21 protein-coding genes are annotated in these 23,095 nt (G+C 58.0%); 18 read left to right on the top strand and 3 right to left on the bottom strand.

The window, feature by feature from the left end:
• Genes A6U87_RS18925 through A6U87_RS18915 form a run of 3 tightly spaced genes read left to right on the top strand, consistent with a single transcriptional unit; the run spans position 1 to position 2,122 of the window.
• Complete coding sequence (locus tag A6U87_RS18925) at positions 1-633, top strand: precorrin-8X methylmutase (protein WP_065692827.1); 633 nt, start codon at positions 1-3, stop codon at positions 631-633.
• Positions 630-1,361, top strand: coding sequence for a precorrin-2 C(20)-methyltransferase (locus A6U87_RS18920; RefSeq protein WP_065692826.1), 732 nt, complete (start codon positions 630-632; stop codon positions 1,359-1,361). The genes A6U87_RS18925 and A6U87_RS18920 overlap by 4 nt, the downstream gene beginning before the upstream one ends.
• The gene (locus tag A6U87_RS18915) at positions 1,358-2,122 is read left to right on the top strand and encodes a precorrin-3B C(17)-methyltransferase (protein ID WP_065692825.1); all 765 of its coding nucleotides are present in this window, start codon (positions 1,358-1,360) and stop codon (positions 2,120-2,122) included. Before A6U87_RS18920 ends, A6U87_RS18915 begins: the two co-directional genes overlap by 4 nt.
• On the opposite strand, the gene A6U87_RS18910 is transcribed toward A6U87_RS18915, so the two are convergent.
• Complete coding sequence (locus A6U87_RS18910; RefSeq protein ID WP_065692824.1) at positions 2,086-2,856, bottom strand: cobalt-precorrin-6A reductase; 771 nt, start codon at positions 2,854-2,856, stop codon at positions 2,086-2,088. The two genes, A6U87_RS18915 and A6U87_RS18910, sit on opposite strands and share 37 nt — an antisense overlap.
• On the opposite strand from A6U87_RS18910, the gene A6U87_RS18905 reads away from it, so the two are divergent.
• The 3 genes from A6U87_RS18905 (at position 2,855) to A6U87_RS18895 (ending at position 6,127) form a co-directional block, all read left to right on the top strand.
• The gene (locus A6U87_RS18905) at positions 2,855-4,087 is read left to right on the top strand and encodes a bifunctional cobalt-precorrin-7 (C(5))-methyltransferase/cobalt-precorrin-6B (C(15))-methyltransferase (RefSeq protein WP_065692823.1); all 1,233 of its coding nucleotides are present in this window, start codon (positions 2,855-2,857) and stop codon (positions 4,085-4,087) included. The genes A6U87_RS18910 and A6U87_RS18905 overlap by 2 nt on opposite strands.
• 10 nt (positions 4,088-4,097) lie before the next feature.
• Positions 4,098-4,856 (top strand): precorrin-4 C(11)-methyltransferase, encoded by a 759-nt coding sequence (gene cobM, locus A6U87_RS18900; protein ID WP_065692822.1) that lies wholly within the window; start codon positions 4,098-4,100, stop codon positions 4,854-4,856.
• A 479-nt stretch (positions 4,857-5,335) separates the two neighbouring features.
• Positions 5,336-6,127, top strand: a complete 792-nt coding sequence (locus A6U87_RS18895; protein WP_065692821.1) for a response regulator transcription factor — start codon at positions 5,336-5,338, stop codon at positions 6,125-6,127.
• 46 nt (positions 6,128-6,173) lie between these two features.
• Here A6U87_RS18895 and A6U87_RS18890 read toward each other — a convergent pair whose 3' ends face one another.
• Complete coding sequence (locus A6U87_RS18890) at positions 6,174-7,124, bottom strand: sterol desaturase family protein (protein WP_065692820.1); 951 nt, start codon at positions 7,122-7,124, stop codon at positions 6,174-6,176.
• A gap of 195 nt (positions 7,125-7,319) precedes the next feature.
• On the opposite strand from A6U87_RS18890, the gene A6U87_RS18885 reads away from it, so the two are divergent.
• The 6 genes from A6U87_RS18885 (at position 7,320) to A6U87_RS18860 (ending at position 14,389) form a co-directional block, all read left to right on the top strand.
• Complete coding sequence (locus tag A6U87_RS18885) at positions 7,320-8,222, top strand: DMT family transporter (protein ID WP_065692819.1); 903 nt, start codon at positions 7,320-7,322, stop codon at positions 8,220-8,222.
• 561 nt (positions 8,223-8,783) lie between these two features.
• On the top strand, positions 8,784-10,028 hold the full coding sequence (locus tag A6U87_RS18880; RefSeq protein ID WP_083199551.1) for a polysaccharide biosynthesis/export family protein: 1,245 nt from the start codon (positions 8,784-8,786) through the stop codon (positions 10,026-10,028).
• A gap of 61 nt (positions 10,029-10,089) precedes the next feature.
• Positions 10,090-11,601, top strand: coding sequence for a hypothetical protein (locus A6U87_RS18875; protein WP_065692817.1), 1,512 nt, complete (start codon positions 10,090-10,092; stop codon positions 11,599-11,601).
• 42 nt (positions 11,602-11,643) lie between these two features.
• Positions 11,644-12,432: a hypothetical protein gene (locus tag A6U87_RS18870; RefSeq protein WP_065692816.1), complete on the top strand. Its 789-nt coding sequence runs from the start codon at positions 11,644-11,646 to the stop codon at positions 12,430-12,432.
• A gap of 77 nt (positions 12,433-12,509) precedes the next feature.
• The gene (locus A6U87_RS18865) at positions 12,510-13,388 is read left to right on the top strand and encodes an ExeA family protein (protein ID WP_065692815.1); all 879 of its coding nucleotides are present in this window, start codon (positions 12,510-12,512) and stop codon (positions 13,386-13,388) included.
• A complete protein-coding gene (locus A6U87_RS18860; protein ID WP_065692814.1) occupies positions 13,385-14,389 on the top strand; it encodes a glycosyltransferase family 2 protein in 1,005 nt (334 codons plus the stop codon). Before A6U87_RS18865 ends, A6U87_RS18860 begins: the two co-directional genes overlap by 4 nt.
• Here A6U87_RS18860 and A6U87_RS18855 read toward each other — a convergent pair.
• On the bottom strand, positions 14,348-15,607 hold the full coding sequence (locus tag A6U87_RS18855; protein ID WP_065692813.1) for a glycosyltransferase: 1,260 nt from the start codon (positions 15,605-15,607) through the stop codon (positions 14,348-14,350). The genes A6U87_RS18860 and A6U87_RS18855 overlap by 42 nt on opposite strands.
• A 282-nt stretch (positions 15,608-15,889) precedes the next feature.
• Between A6U87_RS18855 and A6U87_RS18850 the strand changes: the two genes are divergently transcribed.
• From A6U87_RS18850 to rfbC, 6 genes are all read left to right on the top strand, one after another.
• Entirely contained in the window at positions 15,890-16,951 is a 1,062-nt protein-coding gene (locus A6U87_RS18850) for a glycosyltransferase family 2 protein (protein WP_083199549.1), read from the top strand.
• Positions 16,952-18,205: 1,254 nt separating this feature from the next.
• Positions 18,206-19,645, top strand: coding sequence for an exopolysaccharide biosynthesis polyprenyl glycosylphosphotransferase (locus A6U87_RS18840; RefSeq protein ID WP_065692991.1), 1,440 nt, complete (start codon positions 18,206-18,208; stop codon positions 19,643-19,645).
• A gap of 51 nt (positions 19,646-19,696) precedes the next feature.
• On the top strand, positions 19,697-20,746 hold the full coding sequence (gene rfbB, locus A6U87_RS18835) for a dTDP-glucose 4,6-dehydratase (protein WP_065692811.1): 1,050 nt from the start codon (positions 19,697-19,699) through the stop codon (positions 20,744-20,746).
• The gene (gene rfbD / locus A6U87_RS18830; RefSeq protein ID WP_065692810.1) at positions 20,743-21,639 is read left to right on the top strand and encodes a dTDP-4-dehydrorhamnose reductase; all 897 of its coding nucleotides are present in this window, start codon (positions 20,743-20,745) and stop codon (positions 21,637-21,639) included. The genes rfbB and rfbD overlap by 4 nt, the downstream gene beginning before the upstream one ends.
• Complete coding sequence (gene rfbA / locus A6U87_RS18825) at positions 21,636-22,520, top strand: glucose-1-phosphate thymidylyltransferase RfbA (protein ID WP_083199547.1); 885 nt, start codon at positions 21,636-21,638, stop codon at positions 22,518-22,520. The genes rfbD and rfbA overlap by 4 nt, the downstream gene beginning before the upstream one ends.
• Entirely contained in the window at positions 22,517-23,062 is a 546-nt protein-coding gene (rfbC, locus tag A6U87_RS18820) for a dTDP-4-dehydrorhamnose 3,5-epimerase (RefSeq protein ID WP_065692808.1), read from the top strand. Before rfbA ends, rfbC begins: the two co-directional genes overlap by 4 nt.
• Positions 23,063-23,095: the final 33 nt, after the last annotated feature.

The following is a 23,095-nucleotide window of genomic DNA, read 5'->3' as shown; positions in this document are numbered from 1 at the left end:
ATGCCAGAATACGACTACATCCACAGCGGCGACGCGATTTATGAACGGTCCTTTGCGATCATCCGCAGCGAGGCCGACCTGTCCCGGTTTTCCTCGGAGGAAGCCGATGTCGCAGTTCGCATGATCCATGCCTGTGGATTGGTAGAGGCGGCCGAACATTTCGTCTTTGCACCACACTTCGTCAGCGCGGCCCGTTCGGCGCTGCATGCGGGCGCTCCGATCTTCTGCGACGCGGAAATGGTCTCTCATGGGGTGACGCGCACCCGCCTGCCGGCGAAGAACGACGTGATCTGTACACTCCACGATCCCCGCACGGCAGAACTTGCCAAGCAGACCGGCAACACACGCTCGGCAGCGGCGCTCCACCTGTGGCTGGATCGTCTTGCCGGCAGCGTTGTTGCGATCGGCAATGCGCCGACGGCACTCTTCCATCTGCTCGAACTGTTGCGTGACGGTGCACCGAAGCCCGCCGCCATTATCGGCATGCCTGTGGGCTTCGTCGGCGCCGCCGAATCCAAGGACGCGCTGGCGGAAAACTCCTATGGCGTCCCCTTCGCGATCGTCCGCGGCCGCCTCGGTGGCAGCGCCATGACCGCAGCGGCGGTGAATGCATTGGCGAGGCCGGGCCTATGAGTGGCAGCGGCAAGCTGATCGGAGTTGGCACCGGCCCCGGTGACCCCGAACTCCTGACGGTCAAGGCGGTCAAGACGATCGAAACCGCCGATGTGGTTGCCTATTTCGCAAAGCAGGGCCGGGGAGGAAACGGAAAGGCGATCGTCGAGCATCTGCTCACCAGCGATACCACGCTGCTACCGCTCTATTATCCCGTTACCACCGAGATCGACAAGAATGAGGCCGCGTATCGCAGCCAGATAACCGCCTTCTACGACCAGTCGGCAGCGATCGTCGCGGGCCATCTGGATGCCGGCAGAAGCGTCGCGGTCCTCAGCGAAGGCGACCCGCTGTTCTACGGCTCCTATATGCACCTGCATGTGAGGCTCGCCGATCGTTATCCGACCCAAGTCATCCCTGGGATCACCGCAATGTCCGGATGCTGGTCGGTGGCCGGCATTCCGATCGTTCAGGGAGACGATGTCCTGTCTGTCCTTCCCGGCACCATGGCGGAAGCGGAATTGCAGCGCAGACTGGTCGATACGCAAGCGGCCGTGATCATGAAGGTCGGCCGCAACCTTCCGAAAATCCGCCGGGCACTGGCGGCCTCCGGACGCCTCTCCGAAGCGGTCTACGTCGAACGCGGCACCATGGCGAATGCCGCCATGGTCAAGCTCGCCGATCGGCCCGATGGCGACGCTCCCTATTTCTCCCTCGTGCTTGTGCCGGGTTGGGAGAGCAACCGATGACAGGCAAGCTCTTCGTGATCGGGACCGGTCCCGGCAACCCGGATCAGATGACCCCACAGGCGCTCGCCGCGGTATCACAGGCCACGGATTTCTTTGGCTACGGGCCTTATCTCGACCGGCTCAACCTGAGGGAAGACCAGCGGCGGCAGGCCTCCGATAACAGGGAGGAACTTGACCGAGCAGCGGCGGCGCTGAAGGCGGCATCCGCAGGATCAATCGTGTGTGTCGTTTCCGGCGGCGACCCGGGCGTATTTGCGATGGCTGCGGCAGTTTGCGAGGCGATCGACAATGGACCCGACGAATGGCGCGATATCGACCTCGTCGTGCTGCCAGGTATCACAGCCATGCTTGCCGTTGCTGCGCGCATCGGCGCGCCACTCGGCCATGACTTTTGTGCCATATCGCTCTCGGACAATCTGAAACCTTGGGACATAATAGAAGCGCGCCTGCAGGCGGCAGCATCCGCCGGTTTCGTGATCGCGCTCTATAATCCGATCAGCAAGGCAAGGCCCTGGCAATTGGGCAAGGCGTTCGAATTGCTGCGTGGGCATTTGCCACCAACGACGCCGGTTATCTTCGGGCGAGCGGCCGGACGGCCCGACGAGCGCATGACCGTACAGCAACTCGGCGACGCAGACGCGACCATTGCTGACATGGCGACATGCGTCATCATCGGGTCAGCCGAAACGAAAATTATTACCAGGCAAGGCCAGCCTGATCTCGTTTACACGCCGCGCTTCATCGCAGGGGGAAACAGGTGAGCGATTGCCGCCAGCGCCTCCTCGACCGTTGCGACCGTCTGCATGGCCGGTGCTGGGGCGCGCGTGACCATCACGACCTCGAGACCGAGGCGCCTGGCGGCGGCAATCTTCGCATAGGTCGCGGAACCGCCGCTGTTCTTTGCGATCACGACATTGATGTCGTGCGCGGCAAGCAGCGCGACCTCGCGTTCGATCTCGAACGGACCGCGATCGAGAATGCACACTGCGTTCGGCAGCATGAGAGGCGGCTCTACGGGGTCGACGCTGCGAATGAGATAGAAATGCTGCGGGGCGGCCAGCGCACAATGGGCTTCCTGCCGTCCGATTGCCAGAAACACGCGCCGCGGCGAGGTGCCGAGCGCCGCTATCGCCTCCGGAATGTTGGCAACATGCTTCCAGTGGTCACCCGGCTCAGCCTTCCATTGCTCCCGGCGCAGCACGAACGCCGGTATGCCGACATCGACAGCGGCGTCATGGGCATTCTGCGAAATCCTCGCCGCGAAGGGATGCGTCGCGTCGATCAACAGATCGAAGCCCCCGTCACGCAGAAAAGCAGCAAGGCCTTGCCGACCGCCAAACCCACCGGTTCTCGCTGGCACGGGCTGCGCGGAGGGCTTTTCCGTACGTCCGGCCAGCGAAAGCAGGACGTCATAGAGGTTGTCGGCAGACAAGGCTTGCGCGAGGGACCGCGCCTCCGTCGTCCCGCCAAGCATCAGAATGCGGATCTTGCCCATGGCTGATATCTCTTCCGCCTCCAACAAACGCTGGCTGACTATTATCGGCATCGGTGAGGATGGTCCAGATGGCCTCGGAGAGGAGGCAAAACGTCTGATCGTCACCGCACCCGTTGTCTTCGGCGGCAGACGGCACCATGCGCTGGTCGCACCGATCGCGATCGGAGAATGCCTGACGTGGGAAAGCCCCTTCGATCGATCCATCGCCGCGATTGTCGCCCGTCGCGGCTCTCCTGTCGTCGTCCTCGCATCGGGAGACCCGTTCCTTTATGGTGTCGGCGCGACCCTCTCCCGGCATGTGAATGCCGATGAGATGCACACCATTCCCGCCCCGTCCTCCTTCAGCCTTGCCGCTTCGCGCCTCGGTTGGCCACTCCAGGACGCCACGACGATATCGCTGCATGGCCGCCCGATCGATCTGATCCGGCCGCATCTTCACAATGGCCGGCGGATCATCGCACTGACGTCTGATGCCGACACACCCCGCCAGCTTGCCGATCTCCTGTCGGCCTCGGGTTTCGGGCAATCCGAGCTTTGCGTCCTGGAGACCCTTGGCGGCACACGCGAACAGTTTCGCCGTTGCAAAGCTGATCACTTCGATCTTGCAGACATCGACCCCCTGAATGTCTGTGCCATCGACGTCGTGGCGGCGGGTGGAGCCCGAACCTTGGCCTTTTCCCCCGGGCTGGAAGACACATTGTTCGAACATGACGGGCAGATCACCAAACAGGAGATCCGTGCCGTCACGCTGTCCGCATTGGCGCCACGCCACGGAGAACTGCTCTGGGACATCGGCGCCGGATCCGGCTCGATCGGCATTGAGTGGATGCTTTGCGATCCCTCCCTCCGCGCGATTGCGGTCGAGCAGTCAGAAGAACGCGCGCAACGCATCGCACGCAACGCGGCGGCTTTTGGCGTGCCCGGCCTCGCCGTCGTGGAGGGATGTGCGCCCGCAGCGCTTCAGCACCTCGCCACTCCGGACGTCATCTTCGTCGGCGGTGGCGGCAGCGAAGCCGGCGTGCTGAATGCGGCGATCGGCGCCTTAAGGAATGGAGGGCGGATTGTTGCAAACGCCGTTACTCTCGAAATGGAAGCAAAGCTCATTGCCACTCAGGCTGAGCTCGGCGGAACGCTGACACGCATTGAGATCAGCCGGGCGGCCCCGATTGGCGGCATGACCGGCTGGCGACCGGCAATGCCGGTCACGCAATGGCGCTGGACAAAGAATTAAAGGTATAGAGATGACCGTTCATTTCATTGGCGCGGGGCCGGGCGCCGCAGACCTGATTACCGTACGCGGACGCGAGCTGATCGCGAGATGCCCGGTCTGTCTCTACGCAGGCTCGATCGTGTCACCGGAACTGCTTCAATATTGCCCGCCCGGTGCCCGCATCATCGACACGGCGCCAATGTCTCTCGATGAAATCGAGGCGGAATATCTTCGCGCCGCAAACGCCGGCGAAGATGTCGCAAGACTGCATTCGGGCGATCTTGCCGTCTGGAGCGCGGTTGCCGAGCAGATCCGCCGGCTCGAACGGCTTGGGATCGACTATACGATGACACCAGGCGTTCCGGCCTTCGCTGCCGCCGCCTCGGCGCTCGGACGCGAACTCACCATTCCGGCCGTTGCTCAGAGCCTTGTTCTGACACGAGTCTCCGGTCGCGCATCGCCGATGCCCAACGACGAGACCCTGACAAAGTTCGGCGCGACGGGCTCAACGCTCGCGATCCATCTGGCGATCCACGCCTTGAACCAGGTGGTCGATGAACTGACGCCGCTCTACGGCGCCGACTGCCCCGTCGCGATCGTTGTGAAGGCATCATGGCCGGACGAACGGATCCTGCGCGGCACGCTTGCCGATATCGAGGCAAAGGTGGCCGCCGAGCCGGTCGAGCGAACAGCCATCATCTTCGTCGGGCGATCGCTGCATGCCCATGATTTCCGCGAGAGCTCGCTTTACGATCCCGTCTACCAGCGCCGCTTCAGGGGCAAAGAATAGAGTGTGACTACGTCCACATTGGTACAGCAGTTTTGCCATACGCCTGTTCTTTTGAGGTGTTCGCTGTAAATACAACCCTTGACGCATCTTCCCAAAATAATACGGCTCAAAGCAGTAAAATCGACTGAAACTCAACTGATTCGCATTATCGTTAAGGAACATTATTTCGCCATATTGCGGAAGCGGCCCCACATTTCTGCCATTTTCCGAATCAAGTGCAAATAAATTTCCCATTTCGGACTTGGCTGGTATATTTTTATATACTGAGCAGTTTTTCTTTATATTTACAAAAATATTTTATATTGATTATTAGTACCTATGTATGTAGGTTCTAAATCAAGTAGAAACCAAACGTCTCAATTTTTACCGCTGATGCAAGACGAAGAAACTACTTAGTTACGCACTAACAATGGATGCCTACAGAGTATTGCATTTCGTTGCGAATGGTCACCTCTAACACTACTGAGTATGAGGCTAGTATGAATTACGTACCTTCGGAATTTGAAAGCACTGGAAAACCAGTTGGTAACCTTAGAGCCACAGCAATGTCGCCCCGGATAGTCGGCGACCTTGCGCATAACCGTGATACCCTCGATGAGGAGCGCTGCTTGCTCATCATCGACAGCCGGACATTGGAACGCGAGTGCCTCGCGACCACATTGACGAGAAACGGCCTCGGCATGGAAGCGTTCGCCGTGGGATCGATCGCTGAATGGAAGCGCCGGAAAGACAATACGCAGCGTGTAAGTGCCATTTTGTTGAATATTGCCGGGCGAAAGGCCAATGATGGCGCTTTGTCCGACGAAATCGCTGCAATTAGTGCCGAGTTTGCGCCAGCTCCAGTCGTAATACTTGCAGATGGCGACGACCTCAGCCAGACGTTGAAAGTTCTCGAGTATGGCGCTCGTGGCTTCATTCCGACGTCCGTCGGTATCGAAGTCTGCGTAGAAGCGATCGCGCTTGCGATTGCGGGGGGAACATTCATTCTTGCCAGCAACAGCTTCTCGGCACCGGCCCCCATGGATCGCAACCCGAAAGCTCGTGAACTGGCCCGCATGTTTACCTTGCGTCAGGCGGAAGTCGTTCAGGCCCTCCGCAAAGGCAAGGCAAACAAGATCATCGCTTATGAACTCAATCTGCGCGAAAGCACGGTGAAGGTTCACATCCGGAATATCATGAAGAAGCTGAAGGCAACCAATCGCACCGAAGTTGCTTACAAGCTGAACGATATATTCCAGAGCGATTCCAGATGGAACATCCCAGCCGAGTAATTCCACCATCTTTACTTGATTTAGGAGCGCTGTGGGTCAGCGCTCCTTAGGTCGATTTACTTGACTCCGCCGAAATCTTCTCGCTAACGGCCTTCCGGCCAAGTATCTGGCGAAACCCTCTTTTCGTAAACGGCTGCAACAGCTGCGCCAGAAACCCTTCGGCGACACGACCGCTTATGCCGATATCGGCGGGCGGGCGACGATCGGGATTGAAGTACGTACCGAAGACCTGATCCCACAGAACCAGGTTCTCACCATAATTGGTGTTTCCTTCAGCCAGCACCCTGGAATGATGCCATCGATGCAGGCGAGGGGTGCTGAATATCAGATCAAGAGGCCCGGTCCGTACATCGATGTTGCAGTGGGTCAACAGCCCGATGAAGGCCGTCACCGCGCTGATCCATAGGAATACAGGCAAGGGCGCTCCGATCAGATAAAGAGGAGCCTGGCTCAGCGCGATCTTGAAAAGCGAGTCGACGACGTGGAACCGGCCCGTATTCACGACCCAAAGCCGCTCGACGCTATGATGCAAGGCGTGGAAACGCCAAAGCGACAAGATCTCGTGTGCCGCCCTATGCGCGACATAAAGACCGAACTCCGCGATGACCAAACCCAAAGCGACTTGAAGCATGAGTGGCCAGCCGTCGGGCCATACCTGCCACGGCGTCCGTACCGCCGGCTGCACGACAGTGGCGACCGCCATGGGGGCTGAAACCCCGATTGCCGCAACGATCTGAACCCCGCCCTTATTGAGCAGCGTGTGCGCTATATCGTTGAATGTTTCGCCATCGCGGGCGAGCCACTGCCGCTCATAGGGCATGAAACGTTCGAACGTTGCTATGACGGCGACCGTGCCGAGGTAGACGACATTGAACCACAGGAGGGGCGCTTTGGTCTCGAATGCAAAACCTGCACCCGTGAGGCCCGCGACGAAAAGCCCCGGCCAAAGAACCCAGGCGAGCGTTTTATACAGAGGCGATCTTTCCTCGTCACGCATCGGCCACCCCTCGAGAAGTTGCGGTTTGTGCCATGATAGACTTCAGTTGACGCCGAGAAACAAGCCAAACCGTGGTTCGGCAGAGGCCGACAACGGGATCGTGATCGGCCGTCCGATCCAAAATCTAGCAATTGTCTTGGCCAGGCCTTCTTGCTAGTCCCCCAGCATCTACTTCTGTTCCCGCCGCAGGCCACAATGCTCAGTCGATCTCCCCATGCCGAACCAGGTCCGCTTGCAGGAATTGGCCTTGCCTGTTCCGGCTACTCGTTGTTTGCCATCCAGGACGCAATCGTCAAATGGCTTGTGGCCGACTATTCGGTTCCGCAGATCCTCTTCATGCGCAGCATCATGGTTACCGTCATCGCGAGTATTGTCGTTCGACGGCTGCGGCATCCATCGATCTTCAAAAGCCCGCACCGCAATTCGCTATTGCTGCGGGCTGGCCTGATGTTCGCGGCATGGATGTCCTTTTATTCGGCGGCACGGCAGCTCGGCCTTGCCGAAATCACCACCATGTACTTCTCCGCGCCGGTTATGGTCCTGTTCCTCTCCATTCTGATCTTGAAGGAGAACGTGGGACCGATCCGGTGGCTCGCCTGCATCGCCGGGTTTCTCGGCGTCCTGCTGGCAGCCAATCCGACGCAAGCGCCCAGCCTAGTGCCGGCGGGCATGGTTCTATTTGCCGGGTTCTGCTGGGCTTTGAGCACGGTGCTTATCCGAATCGTCAGCCGCACGGAAAGCACCCCGAACCAGATGATGGCCACCAGCTTCCTCTTTGTCATCGCCTGTGGCGTGACGCTGCCTTGGCTATGGAAGGCGCCTGACCTATTTGGCTGGATCTTGATGATCAGCTTGGGCTTGATCGCGGCCGCAGGGCAATATCTGCTCTATGAGGGCTTCCGATACGCCCCCGCCTCGACATTGGCTCCTATGGAATATAGCGGCCTCGTCTGGGCGTTTCTCTACGGCTTTGTGATCTGGAATGAGGTCCCCACGATCAACGTGATCGTCGGCGCCGTGCTGATTGTCACATCGAGCCTCGCGTTAGTCTGGTGGGAGCGTCGCCAGGTCCTCGCCGCAAGACGCCTCATGGCGTGACCAGCAATCGCGGGTGTATGTTAGGCCATTGAGATCGTAATCCAAATGGATGATCTCGATACAGCCAAAAGAAGCTTGACTTCCTTGAAGCGTGCGGCCTCCCCCCGGCCATAGTGCTCGATATTCTTTCGATATACATATTAACTATACATGCTTAAGCGGGGTATTTTGGGACTGTCCCGACAAGAATATCGATTTAGCAAAAGGGAAGAGCCAACTGTCTACGCGAGAGAATTAGAAACAATCATTTACAATCAATCACTTAATAAACTCAAGGAAATTTCTAAAGTATATATTTATACTTTCGCTGAAAATCACATTCTATACTTTTCGAATTGAAATCGTGGCACCCTACACCACGGCGAATGCCAAGCATCTCCGATTTCTATCTTTACGTCTTCGTCAGATTTTTGTCTCCGATGACACAGGAGACAGAATTTCCAGCCCGTAGACTTACTCCATTGTGCGTTATTCTCACCACCACTCGTAGCCAGTAAGATGCAGCGAAATGTTGCCTAGTGGGGTGACGCTTTGAGAAAGATCCAACTCTTGGAGCGAAGCATGCGAATGAGATATGGCATAGCCGGACTATTGTACCTCATGCTTCTGGGCAGCGCCCATGGCGAGGAAAAGTATCTGCTGCAGCCCGGCGACAGCCTGGAAGTTTGGGTGGCTCAAGAAGACGACCTTCGTCGCAATGTCGTCGTCGAACCGGATGGTTGGGTCTCCTTCCCATTGGCAGGTCACCTCAAGGCCGAAGGCCTGACGGTTACCCAGGTCGAGGCCGCGCTCAGCGAAAAGCTGCGCCCCTTCTTCAAGGAGAACCCGAACCTCACGATCATGCTGCGCCCCGATCCGCTGCATCAGCCGAACGTATTCATGGCGGGGGAGGTCACGACCCCTGGATCGTTTCCCTATCGAAAGGGCATGACTGTCCTGCACGGCGTGAGCGTTGCTGGTGGTCTTCATCGTAGCGAGATGCTCGCTGCGGATCAGGACCGATCGATCGTGGTCAAACGCTCCATCGAAGCCGCTCAGAGCAAGCTGGAACAGCTGGCAGCACGCTACGCGCGCTTCCAGGCCGAATTGAATGGCGGCGCAACGGTCGAGGTAAACGACAAGAACAATCGTTTTATCGCACAGGAACAGACATTGCTGGACGCCTACCGGCAGAGCTTGACGGCACAGACGGCCGCCCGGCACGAGGCCGAAGCCATGGGCGCTCGCAACCTCGACTCCATCAAGGAGCAGATGGCCATTCTTGGACGGCGCATCGTCTTCGCGACACAGCGGCGGGACGCAACTGCGGCTCTGGTCGAAAAGGGTGCCCTTCAGGCGGGTCAGCAGTTTGACCGCGAAAACGAACTGGCTGAATTGCAGAGCGGCAGAAGTCAGCTCGATTCCGAAATGACCACTGTCCAGCGAGCGATGAATACTGAGATCGCCGTGATAGACACCGCCCTGCGGACGCAACGCGAGAAGCTGCTTTCGGATATCGTGGACCTTGAGCGCGACCAGCAGGCTACACGTGAAAGCCTCGCCGACGCGCAAAAGGTCATGCAAGTCTACGAAAACGGCATGACCGCGGCACGGCAGAGCAACCAGCGGACGACCGTGTTCACGATCATCCGGACCGTCGACGGCGAACCGCAGGAGATCGAGGCCAACGAAATGACGCCGTTGGAACCCGGCGATCTGGTCCGCGTCATGTATCAAACAATGGATACCGGTGCTGAGCTGAGCCTTCATACCGAAGCGCAACCTGCCAGCAATATAGCTAGTTCAGATGCATCCGCAGTTCGTTAAGAGCAGGGCTGCAAACCACCCGACGGTTTTTTCAGAGTAAGCGCACCAAAAGGGGGCGGCCGTGAATAGAGATTTCATCGTCCAGAATATCCAGTATTATTTGCAGCTGCTTTGGCGTCAGAAAATCTATTTCTTGATTCCGTCGCTGGCTATAATGGTTATCGGGTCGATATTGGTCTTCAGCCAGCCGCGAAGCTACTATGCTGAAGCGTTGCTCATCGTCGAAGGGCAACAGATTCCCTCTACTCTCGTACCAGCGACAGTGACCAATGAAAGGTTGCAGCTGCTCGAACAGCGCGTGCTGGCAAGAGACAGTCTTATCGATCTGGCCCAGCGCTACGACCTCTATCCCGCCCTACGCGGCGTTGTCAGCAACGACGTGATAGCGTCGCAGGTTCGCCTCGGCATTACGTTTACCGCTGTAACGCCTGAAGGAATGGACGCGACCGCGGCCAGTTCCATTGTCCATGTCGGCTTCAAATACTCAGACCCGAATGTCGCCGCGGCCGTGACTTCGGGGCTCGTTGACATGCTTATGAACGAAACGAAGCGCCTTCGGGTGTCGCGAGCCACAGAGACCGCGCAATTCCTGACACGCGAGGCAAATGATATCGAAGCAAAGCTGCGCGAAAAGGAAACATTCCGGGACCGTTTCGTCGAAGAAAACAAGGACTCGATGCCAAGCCGCATTCCTCAGCTGAACACGGAGCTGCAGGAAAAGGAACGGGACCTGTCGGCACTCGAAACGGTGATCGCCTCGCAGAATGAAGACGTGAGTTTGCTGGAGGCTCAGTTGCGCCTCGGCGTTGAAAATTCGGCTGACGCCGGACGTCGCAGGGCTCAGCTTGACCAGTTGCAAAACCAGATGGATGAAGCGCGGCTGATCTACTCGGACTCACATCCGCAGATCAGGGCTCTTCGGCAAAAAATAGACCTGCTGACGGCGCAAGCCGCGAGCGCAGCAACGGCCGACAGCACCGCAGCGACAACAGCCGTTCCGGCCAATCTGACGCCGGATCTCGCACTGATTTCCCAGCGCATCACGATCGCCAAGAGCCGCCAGACGTCTCTCCTGCAGCAGCGGGACCAGATGCGGGCAAGGATCACGACCCTCAAGACGGCGATTGGGCGCGGCCCCGATATCGAGGCTCAGGTGAGTGCGATCGAAACCGAGCGCGCAAGCCTTCAACGCAGCCTTGATGACATGAAGGTGAAGCTCGAAACCGCAAGGATCGGCGAGCGCCTTGAGAACGACCAGTCCGCAATGCAGATACAGGTTATCGAAACGCCGGTCGTACCTCAGTACCCGACACAGTCGCGCAAACTGTTTCTGATGGTCGTCATCGGTCTGGCGCTCGCCGCCGGCGCGGCTGCGGCGGTAGCTTCCGATATTCTGACCCCGACCATACGGGGAACTTTTGACCTCGCTGAGGCGCTCAGGGGCCAGACCCTTGTGGTGATCCCGGAGTGGTCACCCACTGACGCCACGCACGAATCGTTGCCGGCAAAGGTGGGCGCAATTTTCAGAAGGATGTTCGCGGGCATCTCCTTCGGAAAGAAATCGACTGCGTAACACACGTCCCAAGCGTGAGCGAACCAAACACGAGGTAGTGTCATGGAAATCATTGCCAGAGCTTTGCAGCGAGCGAGGTCGGTACCGCCAATCAATGTGGCACGCGCCTCGTTTCAAGAAGTGCCGAATGACCGGAGCGTGATGCTGCGCGACGGCCCAGGCGCGATCGACGAGGATATGACGGTCGAGCTTTCCCCGCGGGACCTGTTGTCCAAGCGGGTTGTTGCTTATGACAGCAATCATAGAACGACCCGATCCTATGACGTCCTGCGCAATCAGCTACAAACGATCACTCAGGATACCAGGTCGAGCCTGATTGCGGTTGCTGCGCCCACTGCGGGCTGTGGCACTACAACAGCGGCTATCAATCTGGCTCTGAGCTTCAGCCGTGTCCGCGGCACCAGCGTATTGCTGGTTGATGCAAACTTGCGAGCTCCCCGCATCCACACGATGCTCGGACTGCCCACAGCAACGTCGAACACGGATGTAGCCCAAGAACTCGCGCTCGCAGATGTCGCGGGGATACAGTTTCATGTGTTCTGCCCCACAGACCGCATCGGAAGAGCACCGAGCAAGCTCGATGTTACCGAGTTCTCGCGGCAAATGGATGCGATCCGGCGGTCGCTAAGTCCGTCGGTTACCATCATCGACCTGCCGCCAATGTTGATCGCCGATGAGGCTGCTTCCCTTGCGTCGAATGCCGACGCTGTCGTGTTGTTGTTGTCGGTCGGACAATCCAAATTGTCCGAGCTTGAGATTTGTAAGTCCTATCTGGGCGCAAAGGCCAATATCCAGGTGGTGCTGAACAAATGCCGCGCGCATGGATTGTGACCGCCTGAAAAGCGCCAATCGCCCTAGGCGAGCCAAGCCATCGACCGAAGCAAACACTGAGCGTATGGAGTTCGTGAATGTACGAAAAATACTACGGGCTAGCAGAAAAGCCGTTCTCGATTCTGCCTGATCCGAAATTTCTCTACTTCGGCCCCTCTCATTCCATGGCGTTCTCGATGCTGGAATACGGCTTGGTGAACCAAGCCGGTTTCACAGTCATCACGGGGGCGGTGGGCTCGGGAAAAACAACGCTGGTTCAGCACTTCCTTAACAGCATGCCGGAATCGACCCGCGTGGGAATGATTACGCACACCACACGCGCTGGCGGCAACCTGCTCGAGTGGATTTTGATGGCGTTCGAGCAGGGGTTCGAAGACGCCTCTTATCCGCGGCTCTACAAGCGTTTCTGCGAATTCGTCGAGAATGAGGTGAAGCGCCGCGGACGCGTTGTTCTCATCATCGACGAGGCGCAGAATCTCGCGCCCGACCGTCTGGAAGAATTGAGGATGCTGTCCAACATCAACACCAAATCCATGTTGATGCAGTTGATCCTCGTAGGCCAGGATGAATTGAGGACAACGTTGCGTCTGCCCGAACTCAGGCAGTTTGCGCAACGCGTTTCATCAGACTTCCAATTGCCCGAGCTACAGCGATCCGAGGCGCGTTCCTACATCGATCATCGTGTGCGTGTCGCAGGTGGGCAGGAGCAATTGTTTTCGCCGGCAGCGAAAACCATGATCTACGAGGCTTCGAAAGGCATCCCGCGTCAGATCAATGTTCTGGCTGATCGATGCCTCGTCTACGCCTTTGCCAAAATGAAGCAGCGTGTCAGCTCCAGTATCGTCAAGCGTGTTCTGGAAGATCGCAAGCGCCACGGGCTCTTCGCGCCCGACGAGAAGCCCTTCATGCATCAGGGGATACTGGAGCGGCGTTTTTTTGAGGATGCGGCACAATGAGACGTGCGGACCTCCTCCATATCGTCATCGTCAACTACCGCACGGCGGAGCTGGCGCTCGATAGCGTGGCCTCGTTGATGCAGCCGAACATGCTCCCTGAGGGAACACGTGTTGTTGTGGTAGACGGAGCATCCGGTGACGGCTCAGCGGTCAAGCTGCCGGCAGCGATTGTCAGCAACGGCTGGCAGGAGAGAGTCGATTTTCTCGCACTCGGTGTGAACGGCGGCTTCTCCTATGGGAACAACCGCGGCATCGAATTTCTGGCAGAACGCTACGGAAAGCCGAAATATGTACATCTCCTGAACCCTGATACGATTGCCAGGGCCGGCAGCATCACATCGCTTGTCGAGTTCATGGAAAGACACCCGCGATGCGGCATCGCCGGAAGCCAGCTCGAAGACCCTGACGGCACCCGTCAGGCCTGCGTCTTTCGCTTCCCTTCGGTGATTGGCGAGTTCGAAACCGGCATACAGTTCGGATTGCTCACCAAACTCCTCGGTCGATGGGCGGGCGTGCCCAAGCTTGCCGAAGCGCCCGCTCTCGCCGATTGGGTCTGTGGTGCCAGTATGATCATCCGTGACAGGGTTATCGACGACGTCGGCAGTCTGGACGAAGGTTATTTCCTCTACCACGAAGAGGTGGATCTTTGCCTGCGCGCGACACGCGCGGGCTGGGAGTGCTGGTATATGCCAGAAAGCCGCGTGGTGCACCTGGTCGGCCAGGCAACCGGCCTCGGCGCTCCTGGCAGACCCAAACGTCTTCCCGCCTACTGGTTTGAATCACGCCAGCGCTATTACATAAAGAACCACGGCAGTTTCTACACCGCGATAGCGAATTGCTCGTGGGTCGCGGGACACGTGCTCGGTCGTGTACGCAGAGCAGTGAAGCGCGAACCGAACTTCGACCCGCCATATCTGCTGCGAGATTTCGTCAAACATGCGCTGCGCGGGATCGGTCCGTCAGGAGCATTCCGTCGCTCCGCTACCGTCAATGCTCAATGACGCAATGGCGTGCTTTGCGCCAGCGCCCCGCAAAATCAATGCCTCCAGCAAGGCGGCCGACTGGGAAACGTCGTGCAGAGCCAGCGCGCGCTGGCGCGCCTTTTCCCCCATCGCCTCAAGGTGTGCCGCGCTTTCGCACAGAGCCGCCCGCATTGCCTCGGCAAGCGCGTCGGCGTCACCAGCAGGAACGAGCCAGCCGGTATCTGCGGTCACCAATTCAGGGATACCCGCAATATATGTCGAAATGACCGGGCGTCGGAGGGCCATGCTCTCCATCAGCACCACCGGTAGCCCTTCGGCAAAACTGGCAAGAACCATGGCACGTGCGCGCTTGATCTCGGCCATCACTCGCTCCTGGGAGACACTGCCGATGAGCGACACGACCCGTTGAAGCGAAAGACGCTCGATCTCCGCCTCGATCTGGGCACGGAGCGGCCCATCTCCCGCAAGCACCAGTTCAAAATCCACGCCTTGGCGGGCAAGTTTCGCTGCTGCCTGCAGGAGCACCAGATGCCCCTTCTGCTCACCGAGACGCGCGACGCAAACCAGGCGCTTCTCGGACGACACGCCGAACGCCGGGGCAGAGCGATAGCTACCGTCCACTCCACAACGCACGACGTGCAGCTTGTGCCAGTCCGCTGGATCGGTCCATCGCATGAGTTGGCTACGACCGAACGAACTGACCGCCACGACAAACGAGGCTGTGCCTGCCTTGAGACCAAGACCCAGCAGCGAAGCACGATCGAACTCCTCCGGGCCGTGAACTGTTATACTGTAGGGAATTCCGCAGATCTCGTGTGCAATAGCAGCGACGGTGGCAGAGTTCGTCCCGAAGTGGACATGAAGATGCTCGACTTCATCTTTCCGGCACCAGTTTGCGAGCAACATCGCTTCGACCGCATAGATCGTGTGAAGGATGTAATCGCCACGAGCGGTTGAAGCGAAACGAGACGCCAGCCGCAATGCTCTGCAGCTTCCCAGTGGCCGCCGCACCATCGTCGCCAAGCAGCCGAGCAGGACGCGAACAACCCCGAACCGCGTGATGTGAGTGGTTTTCTGAAACTCAGCCAGATCATCTGCGTCGCGAAGTTCGGCAGAATAAGGCCGTATGGCATACCTACGAACGGTATGTCCGCGCTCTTCCAGCGCTGAAATTTCGCGACGAATGAATGTGTGGCTCGGAGCGGGATACTGGTTCGTGAAATAGGCAATCTTCATGAATTGCTCGCCGGCCACTCTAAAAATACAGGATCCAGACAGGCACCTATATCAAACGCGTCTGGCAATTCTAATCTATACAAAAAGGGTAAGATTGCACCACCCTAAAGGCGGTGTAACTGTCGACTGGGATAAATATTATACTGAAACTATACTTTGACCCTGGAGGAATTTAGGTTGTACCGACGGGCTATTGCAAGAGCATCAACGACGGCCACTCCAACGGCGTGCCCGGAACAGTCCAATCGCCCTCATTGGGAGGACTCAACATCGTTGGGTCTGATGAGCACTAGTCGTGATCGCACGCTGTCTGGTGGTGCGCAGCCCTCCGAGAATGGATACGACACCACCGCTCTTGAGCTTGTGGCAGAGCGCGAGGGCAGCCCGAACACCGACGTCGGGATCGTTGTGATTGGCCGAAACGAGGGTCAGCGGCTTATCGACTGCCTTCTTTCCGTCAAAGCGCAAACCGCACGCGTCGTCTATGTCGATTCAGGATCGAAGGACGGCAGCCTCGAGCACGCCACGTCTCTCGGCGTCGTGTCGGTGGCACTGGACAATAGCCTTCCCTTCACCGCCGCGCGCGGGCGAAACACGGGTTTTGCGACGCTGACGGCGCGTTGGCCCGATGTCAGATTTGTTCAATTCATCGACGGCGACTGCCAACTCCATGAGGGATGGCTGGAACGCGCGCGGTCGTTTCTCGTTGAAAACGAGAAGGTCGCAGCCGTCTTTGGCGACCGTCGCGAACGCTTCCCGGATCGAACGGTCTTCAACGCGTTATGCGATCGCGACTGGAGCGGCTGGCCGGGTGAAGTCGACGGTTGTGGCGGCGATGTCATGATGCGGGTATCGGCATTTCGGGAGGCCGAGGGCTACTCCGACGCCGTGATCGCGGGCGAAGAACCGGAATTCTGCGTCCGGCTACGCGAAAAAGGGTGGAGCATCTGGCGCATTGCCGGTGACATGTCCCGCCACGACGCCAACATGCTGAGTTTTCGTCAATGGTGGCGCCGTGCATTGCGTGGCGGTTACGCCTTCGCAGAGGTCTCCTTTATCCATCGCAATTCGCCTTTTACGATCTGGAAGCACGATGTGACACGAACGGTGTTCTGGGCGGCTATCCTGCCGCTGATCATCGTCGTTTTCGACAGCCCAAGCATGCTCGCGCTCTACCCCCTGCAGATTCTGCGGTTGGCGTTGCGCGATGGCTTCTGGAAGGCGGAGAGCTGGCGAAACGCGCTGTTCGATGGACTGGCGAAATTCCCGGAAATGCAAGGGATCGCGAAGTTCTATCTCAACATGCTGATTGGTCGTTTGCAGACCATTATCGAATACAAGTAAGCGGAAGCGTGGAGGCAAGCGATCAAGGCAAGGGCAGAGTTTGATCTTGATCGAGCCTTCATCTTACGCTGGAATACGTACAGAAAATAGCAAATGCAAACCTCAGCATTATTGCACGAAACAAACGCTCCAAATATTTTTCGATTACATGAAAAAACAACAAACCAACACAAGAATGGATTTAATCTAAAATGACTTTGACGCATTGAATTATATATTACGCATTCTGCCACTCAGTCGAACACAACCTTGCTTCACGCTATTTTTGACTATTGCATACTCGAATATTTGCGCTTAGCATATTTGAATTCGGAAACAAAGACGTACGTGACCCATCATCTGGTTATGTGTTTCCATCGAATAAGGATGTTTAAGCTGGCGGCACACTCCCCAGTCGGGTGAACTGTGCGCATCTCAAGGTCTTCGGAACGGGCGTAATCAGTATGAAAATACAAAAGATACAGAGCCGAGCCGTTCACGCCGAGAGCTCCAAGGCCAGCGCAAATGCATTGGTTATCGAAATTGATTGGAACGCCCCAGCGACGCCAGGCGGCTCATCCGCCCTGGCGTCTCGCAAATATTCGATCACGTAGGCGTAGCATCAAATCAGGGGGTCGAGGCGATGGCGTGGCGGAATGATCGGAAGCGAAGTTTCACATTTCGCAAGCGCGTGCCACGCGGGCACGTCGCGGGTTTTGACCTAAACGGCTCTGGCGCGCACGTCTTCGCTTGCATGGCCTTGCTCATGCCGCTGCAAAGAGGGTCGAGCCTGGACCATATCCAGAATTGGGTGCTGCTGGTGAGGACCGTAGCGAGTGCGCGGGCGCATCAGAAGATGCTTGATGGCGTGAGCAATCACTCCGAAAACGAGAAGAATACTCGCTAGCTTTCCGCCGGCCCGACGCCGGACGCTCTATGCCGCCCCAGGCATACAAGCACTGTTCGACGCGGCATCCGCCCTTCGTCACCATACAGCCATAGAGCTGCAGCTCCTCCGCCCCAGGCAGCGAACGCTCGCCAGGGCGAACCATACCACTTTGGAAAAGCTTGAGCGCACAGCAGCGGGGCCCGCTTGGACCGCCCGAGGAGCGTACACGCTCCACGATTGTTTCAAATACTTTCCGGCTATACTTCGCGTTAAAGGTCGATGCATTCGAGGCGTACTTAATATTTACTTAATAAGGAGTACGTTCGGGCAATTGTTGCTCACGTTAATCCCATGTTAACTAGACTGGCGGGTTGAGGATTTTTATGATGGCCATGCCGGTCGAACAAAGCTGGAACGCCTACCGTGCGATCAGAGACAATCGCAAATGGTTCGGCTTCAATAGTGTTGCAATAACCTATGTTGCGGCAACGCTTGATTTCCTGATCTTGCTTGCGGCGAGCGCTGCGGGACACACGATCTACGAGAAAATAGCGTTCGGGACTTACGCCGACGCATCGCTATACGTTGGCATAGGCCTTCTCGTTGCAACGGTCTTCGTATTGGCGATGGGCGGAATGCATGCCTATCGTCCCTCGGAGGTTTTCTCCCTCCGCAATCAGATGGTCGCGATCTGCACCGTCCTGCCGGCAGTTATCATCTTCATGCTGGCAATCGTCTTCTTCCTGAAGATAGGTGAAACGATTTCGCGTGGCGCGATCCTGTCAACGGCGCTGCTCTCTGTCGCCGGCCTCGTATCTTCACGCCTGTTGTGGTCCGCTTATCTCAAGAAGGCGATCGCCCGCGCGTCGTTTCCAACGCGCCGCGCATTGCTGATCTGCCCTGATGCAACGCCCATGGAACCGATCATCAGGAAATCCGCCCTTGGTGGACTATCGATCAAGCACACAATGCATATCGGTGAGACCGGGACGACACGCAGTGCGTTGGTTGATGCCTACGAAAAGCATGGGATTGATGACGTCGACGAAGTCCTCATTGTCTGGGGCGACTATGGCAACCTTCCGGCCCTGGAAGAATGCCTTTCCGCGTTGAGACAGTTCTGCGTTCCTGTCAGCGTCATGTTTGGCGGCTTGGTGGGCGACATCGTCGAAGGCTTCCCGCAAGCTGTCGGAGAGAGCCGCAGCTTTCAGACGCACAGACCCCCTTTGGGCCTCTATGAGCGCGGTCTCAAGCGAGCCTTCGATGTCGTTTTCTCTGTCACGGCATTGACGGCGATGCTGCCGATTTGCCTCATCGTCGCGATCGCGATCAAGCTGGACAGCCCCGGACCGGTCTTCTTCCTGCAGTCGCGCAAGGGGTATAGCGGCCGTTCCTTCCGCATCGTGAAGTTCCGCAGCATGTCGGTCATGGAAGATGCCGCTGATATCCGGCAGGCAACACGCAATGACCCACGCGTAACCAGAGTAGGGGCGTTCATTCGTTCGTCGAGCATCGACGAGCTGCCGCAGTTCTGGAATGTGCTGAAGGGAGACATGTCCGTCGTCGGACCCCGTCCGCATGCATTGGCTCATGACAATCTTTACGGAGCCCTGATCGCCCAGTACGCTTCGCGCCGGCATGTGAAGCCTGGCCTCACCGGTTGGGCACAGATCAACGGCCATCGAGGCGAAACGCCGACCATCGAGAAAATGGCCGACCGGGTGCGTCACGACATCTGGTATATAAACAACTGGTCGCTCTGGCTCGACCTCAGAATAGTTCTGTCAACGGCACTTGGACTGAAAGATCGGAGTGACGTTTACTAAAGACTCATCGTTATCCTTGTGTTCGCGTTGGTATGAGAAGGTGCGTAGACGATGATACTTGTAACCGGCGGAGCCGGCTTTATCGGGTCGAACTTCATCCTGGACTGGCTGTCGCATAATGACGAACCGGTCTTGAACCTCGATGCCCTGACCTATGCAGGAAACCTGCACAATCTGGCATCGCTCAAGGGCGATCCGCGCTACACCTTCGTCCACGGCAATATTGCCGACGCCTCGTTGGTGGCCGGCCTGCTGTCGAGGCATGCCCCCACGGCCATTATCAATTTCGCCGCCGAGAGCCATGTTGATCGCTCGATCCACGGCCCGGAGGATTTTATTCAAACGAACATCCTTGGGACATTTCGACTGCTGGAGGCCGCCAGGGCCCATTGGTCCAGCCTCCCGAAAGGCAATGCTTTCCGGTTCCTGCACATATCCACCGACGAGGTCTTCGGGACGCTCTCTCCCGCAGATCCGGCTTTCGACGAACAGACGCCATACCAACCCAACAGTCCGTATTCGGCCAGCAAGGCGGCAAGTGACCACCTGGTGCGCGCCTACCACCACACCTACGGGATGCCGGTCCTTACGACCAACTGCTCGAACAACTATGGACCCTATCACTTCCCTGAGAAGCTCATCCCCTTGGTGATCCATAACGCGCTTCAAAGGCGCCCTTTGCCGATCTATGGCGATGGGCAGCAAATCCGGGACTGGCTCTATGTCCGGGACCATTGCAGCGCCGTTCGGCGCGTGCTGGAAGCGGGCGAGCCCGGCCAGACATACAATATCGGCGGCCTCAACGAGCGTACCAACCTGGAGGTCGTGACCTTGCTTTGCGACATCCTCGACGAACGCCGACCGAGGGCAGACGGGACGTCCTATAGCAGCCAGATCACCTACGTCACCGACCGGCCGGGGCATGACCGGCGATACGCCATCGATGCTCGCAAGATCCAGGAACAGCTCGGCTGGCGCCCTGCCGAAACATTCGACAGCGGCATTCGCAAGACCGTCGAGTGGTATCTCGAAAATCAAGCCTGGGTGAAGGATGTCACGTCAGGCAATTATCGCCACTGGATCGAGAAGCAATACGCATGAGGTTGCTGCTTCTCGGGAAGAACGGACAGGTTGGCTTGGCACTTCAGCAGTCGCTACAGCCGTTAGGCGAGGTGATCGCCTGCGGCCGAGATTCTGTCGACATCGGGGCCATAGACAGCCTTGCCGGACAACTCGACCGGCTCAACCCCGACGTTATTGTCAACGCCGCAGCCTACACCCAGGTCGACTTGGCGGAAACCGAAGTTGACGCCGCATTCCGCGTCAACGAGGCAGCCGTCAAGGTCATGGCGGATTACGCCCGCGATCATGGCGCGCTGCTCGTGCACTATTCGACGGATTATGTCTTCGATGGCCAGAAAGACGGTGCCTACGTTGAAACGGACGAGACACATCCGCTGAACGTCTACGGCCGGTCGAAACGGGCAGGCGAGGCCGCCATCGAGGCATCCGGCTGCCGCCACCTCGTGTTTCGCACGAGCTGGGTCTTTTCCGCCGATGGAACGAATTTCATCAAGACAATGCTGCGACTTGCCGCCGAACGATCGAGCCTGCGGGTCGTTGCCGACCAGTTCGGCGCACCGACAGCAGCCGAGCTGATTGCCGACGTTACGGCTCTTGCCGTCGCAGGCGATTCCAGGGGCGCGTTGGCAGGTGGGATCTACCATCTGACGTCCAGCGGAAAGACAAGCTGGTTTGAACTGGCGCGTCATGTTGTCCGGCGCGCAGGAGAGCTCGGCTTCGTCCTGAAGGCAGGCCCCGACGACATCGAGCCGGTTACGACAGAGGAATTTCCACGTCCCGCGACACGACCGAGGAACTCCTGCCTCGATACGGGCGCACTGCGTTCGGCCCTCGGCATCTCACTGCCCGACTGGACCTTGCATGTGGACCGGATACTCGATCAATTGCGAAAACGGGAACTCCAAGCGTGACAAGAAAAGGCATCATCCTGGCCGGAGGTTCCGGCACCCGCCTGCACCCGGCGACTCTTGCCATCAGCAAGCAATTGCTCCCAGTCTTCGACAAGCCCATGATCTATTACCCTCTCAGCACGTTGATGCTGGCGGGTATCAGGGACATTCTGGTTATCTCGACGCCGCAGGACATCCCGCGCTTCGAGCAGCTGCTTGGCAGCGGTCATGATTGGGGGATCAATTTCTCCTATGCCGCGCAACCATCGCCGGACGGCCTGGCACAGGCTTTCGTCATTGGCGAACAATTTCTCGACGGCGCGCCATCGGCCCTCGTATTGGGCGACAACATCTTTTACGGCCACGATCTTCCGCCACTCCTAAAGAGCGGCATGGCGCGGGAGACAGGTGCCACTGTCTTTGCCTACCACGTGCAGGATCCGGAGCGTTATGGTGTCGTCGAGTTCAACGGCGACGCACGGGTTCTATCCATCGAGGAAAAGCCTGCCAAGCCGAAGTCGAACTACGCGGTAACAGGGCTCTATTTCTATGACGGGCGCGCGGTGGAGTTTGCCAAGCAACTGCGGCCTTCGCCGCGCGGCGAGCTGGAGATCACCGATCTCAACCGTTGCTATCTCGACGATGGGAGCCTGACCGTTGAGATCATGGGCCGCGGCTATGCGTGGCTGGACACGGGAACCCACGATTCCCTTCTCGATGCGGGCCAGTTCATCTCCACGCTCGAGCGCCGGCAGGGTCTCAAGGTCTCGTGCCCTGAAGAAATTGCCTTCCGCAACCGCTGGATCGACGCGGCACAACTCGAACGCCTTGCAACCCCGCTTGCAAAAAGTGGCTACGGAAAATACCTGCTGCAGCTGCTCGCGGAGGCAGGTAGTCGATGAAGGTCACAGCGCTGGATATTGCCGACGTGTTGCTCGTGGAGCCGACCGTCCATGGCGACGAAAGAGGCTTCTTCTTCGAGAGCTTCAATCAGGCGCGCTTCGATGCAGCCGTCGGCAGAAACGTTACCTTCGTGCAGGACAATCACTCGAAATCCTCCAAGGGCGTTCTGCGCGGTCTGCACTACCAGATCGGGCAGCCACAAGGGAAACTGGTCCGCGTGGTTGAAGGCGAGGTCTTCGATGTCGCTGTCGATCTCCGCAAATCCTCACCCACCTTCGGCAGGTGGGCAAGCGCATTGCTTTCGGCCGAGAACAAGCGCCAGCTTTGGGTCCCCGAGGGCTTCGCGCATGGCTTTCTGGTGCTCTCGGAGACGGCACAATTCCTCTACAAGACAACGGACTTCTACTCGCCCGAGCACGAGCGTGCGCTGATCTGGAACGACCCGACCCTTGGCATTCGTTGGCCTGGCGACATATCGCCGGTTCTTTCACAAAAGGATGCGGTCGCACCAACGCTCGAAGCGGCAGATCTTTTCGACTAAGTTCCTTCCGGCCCTCTTCCTCCAGATTGCAGA

Origin of the sequence: Rhizobium sp. AC44/96, from assembly GCF_001692185.1 — a bacterium.
In the GTDB taxonomy this organism is placed as follows: Bacteria; Pseudomonadota; Alphaproteobacteria; order Rhizobiales; family Rhizobiaceae; genus Rhizobium.
This window is presented reverse-complemented; position numbering and strand designations above follow the sequence as displayed.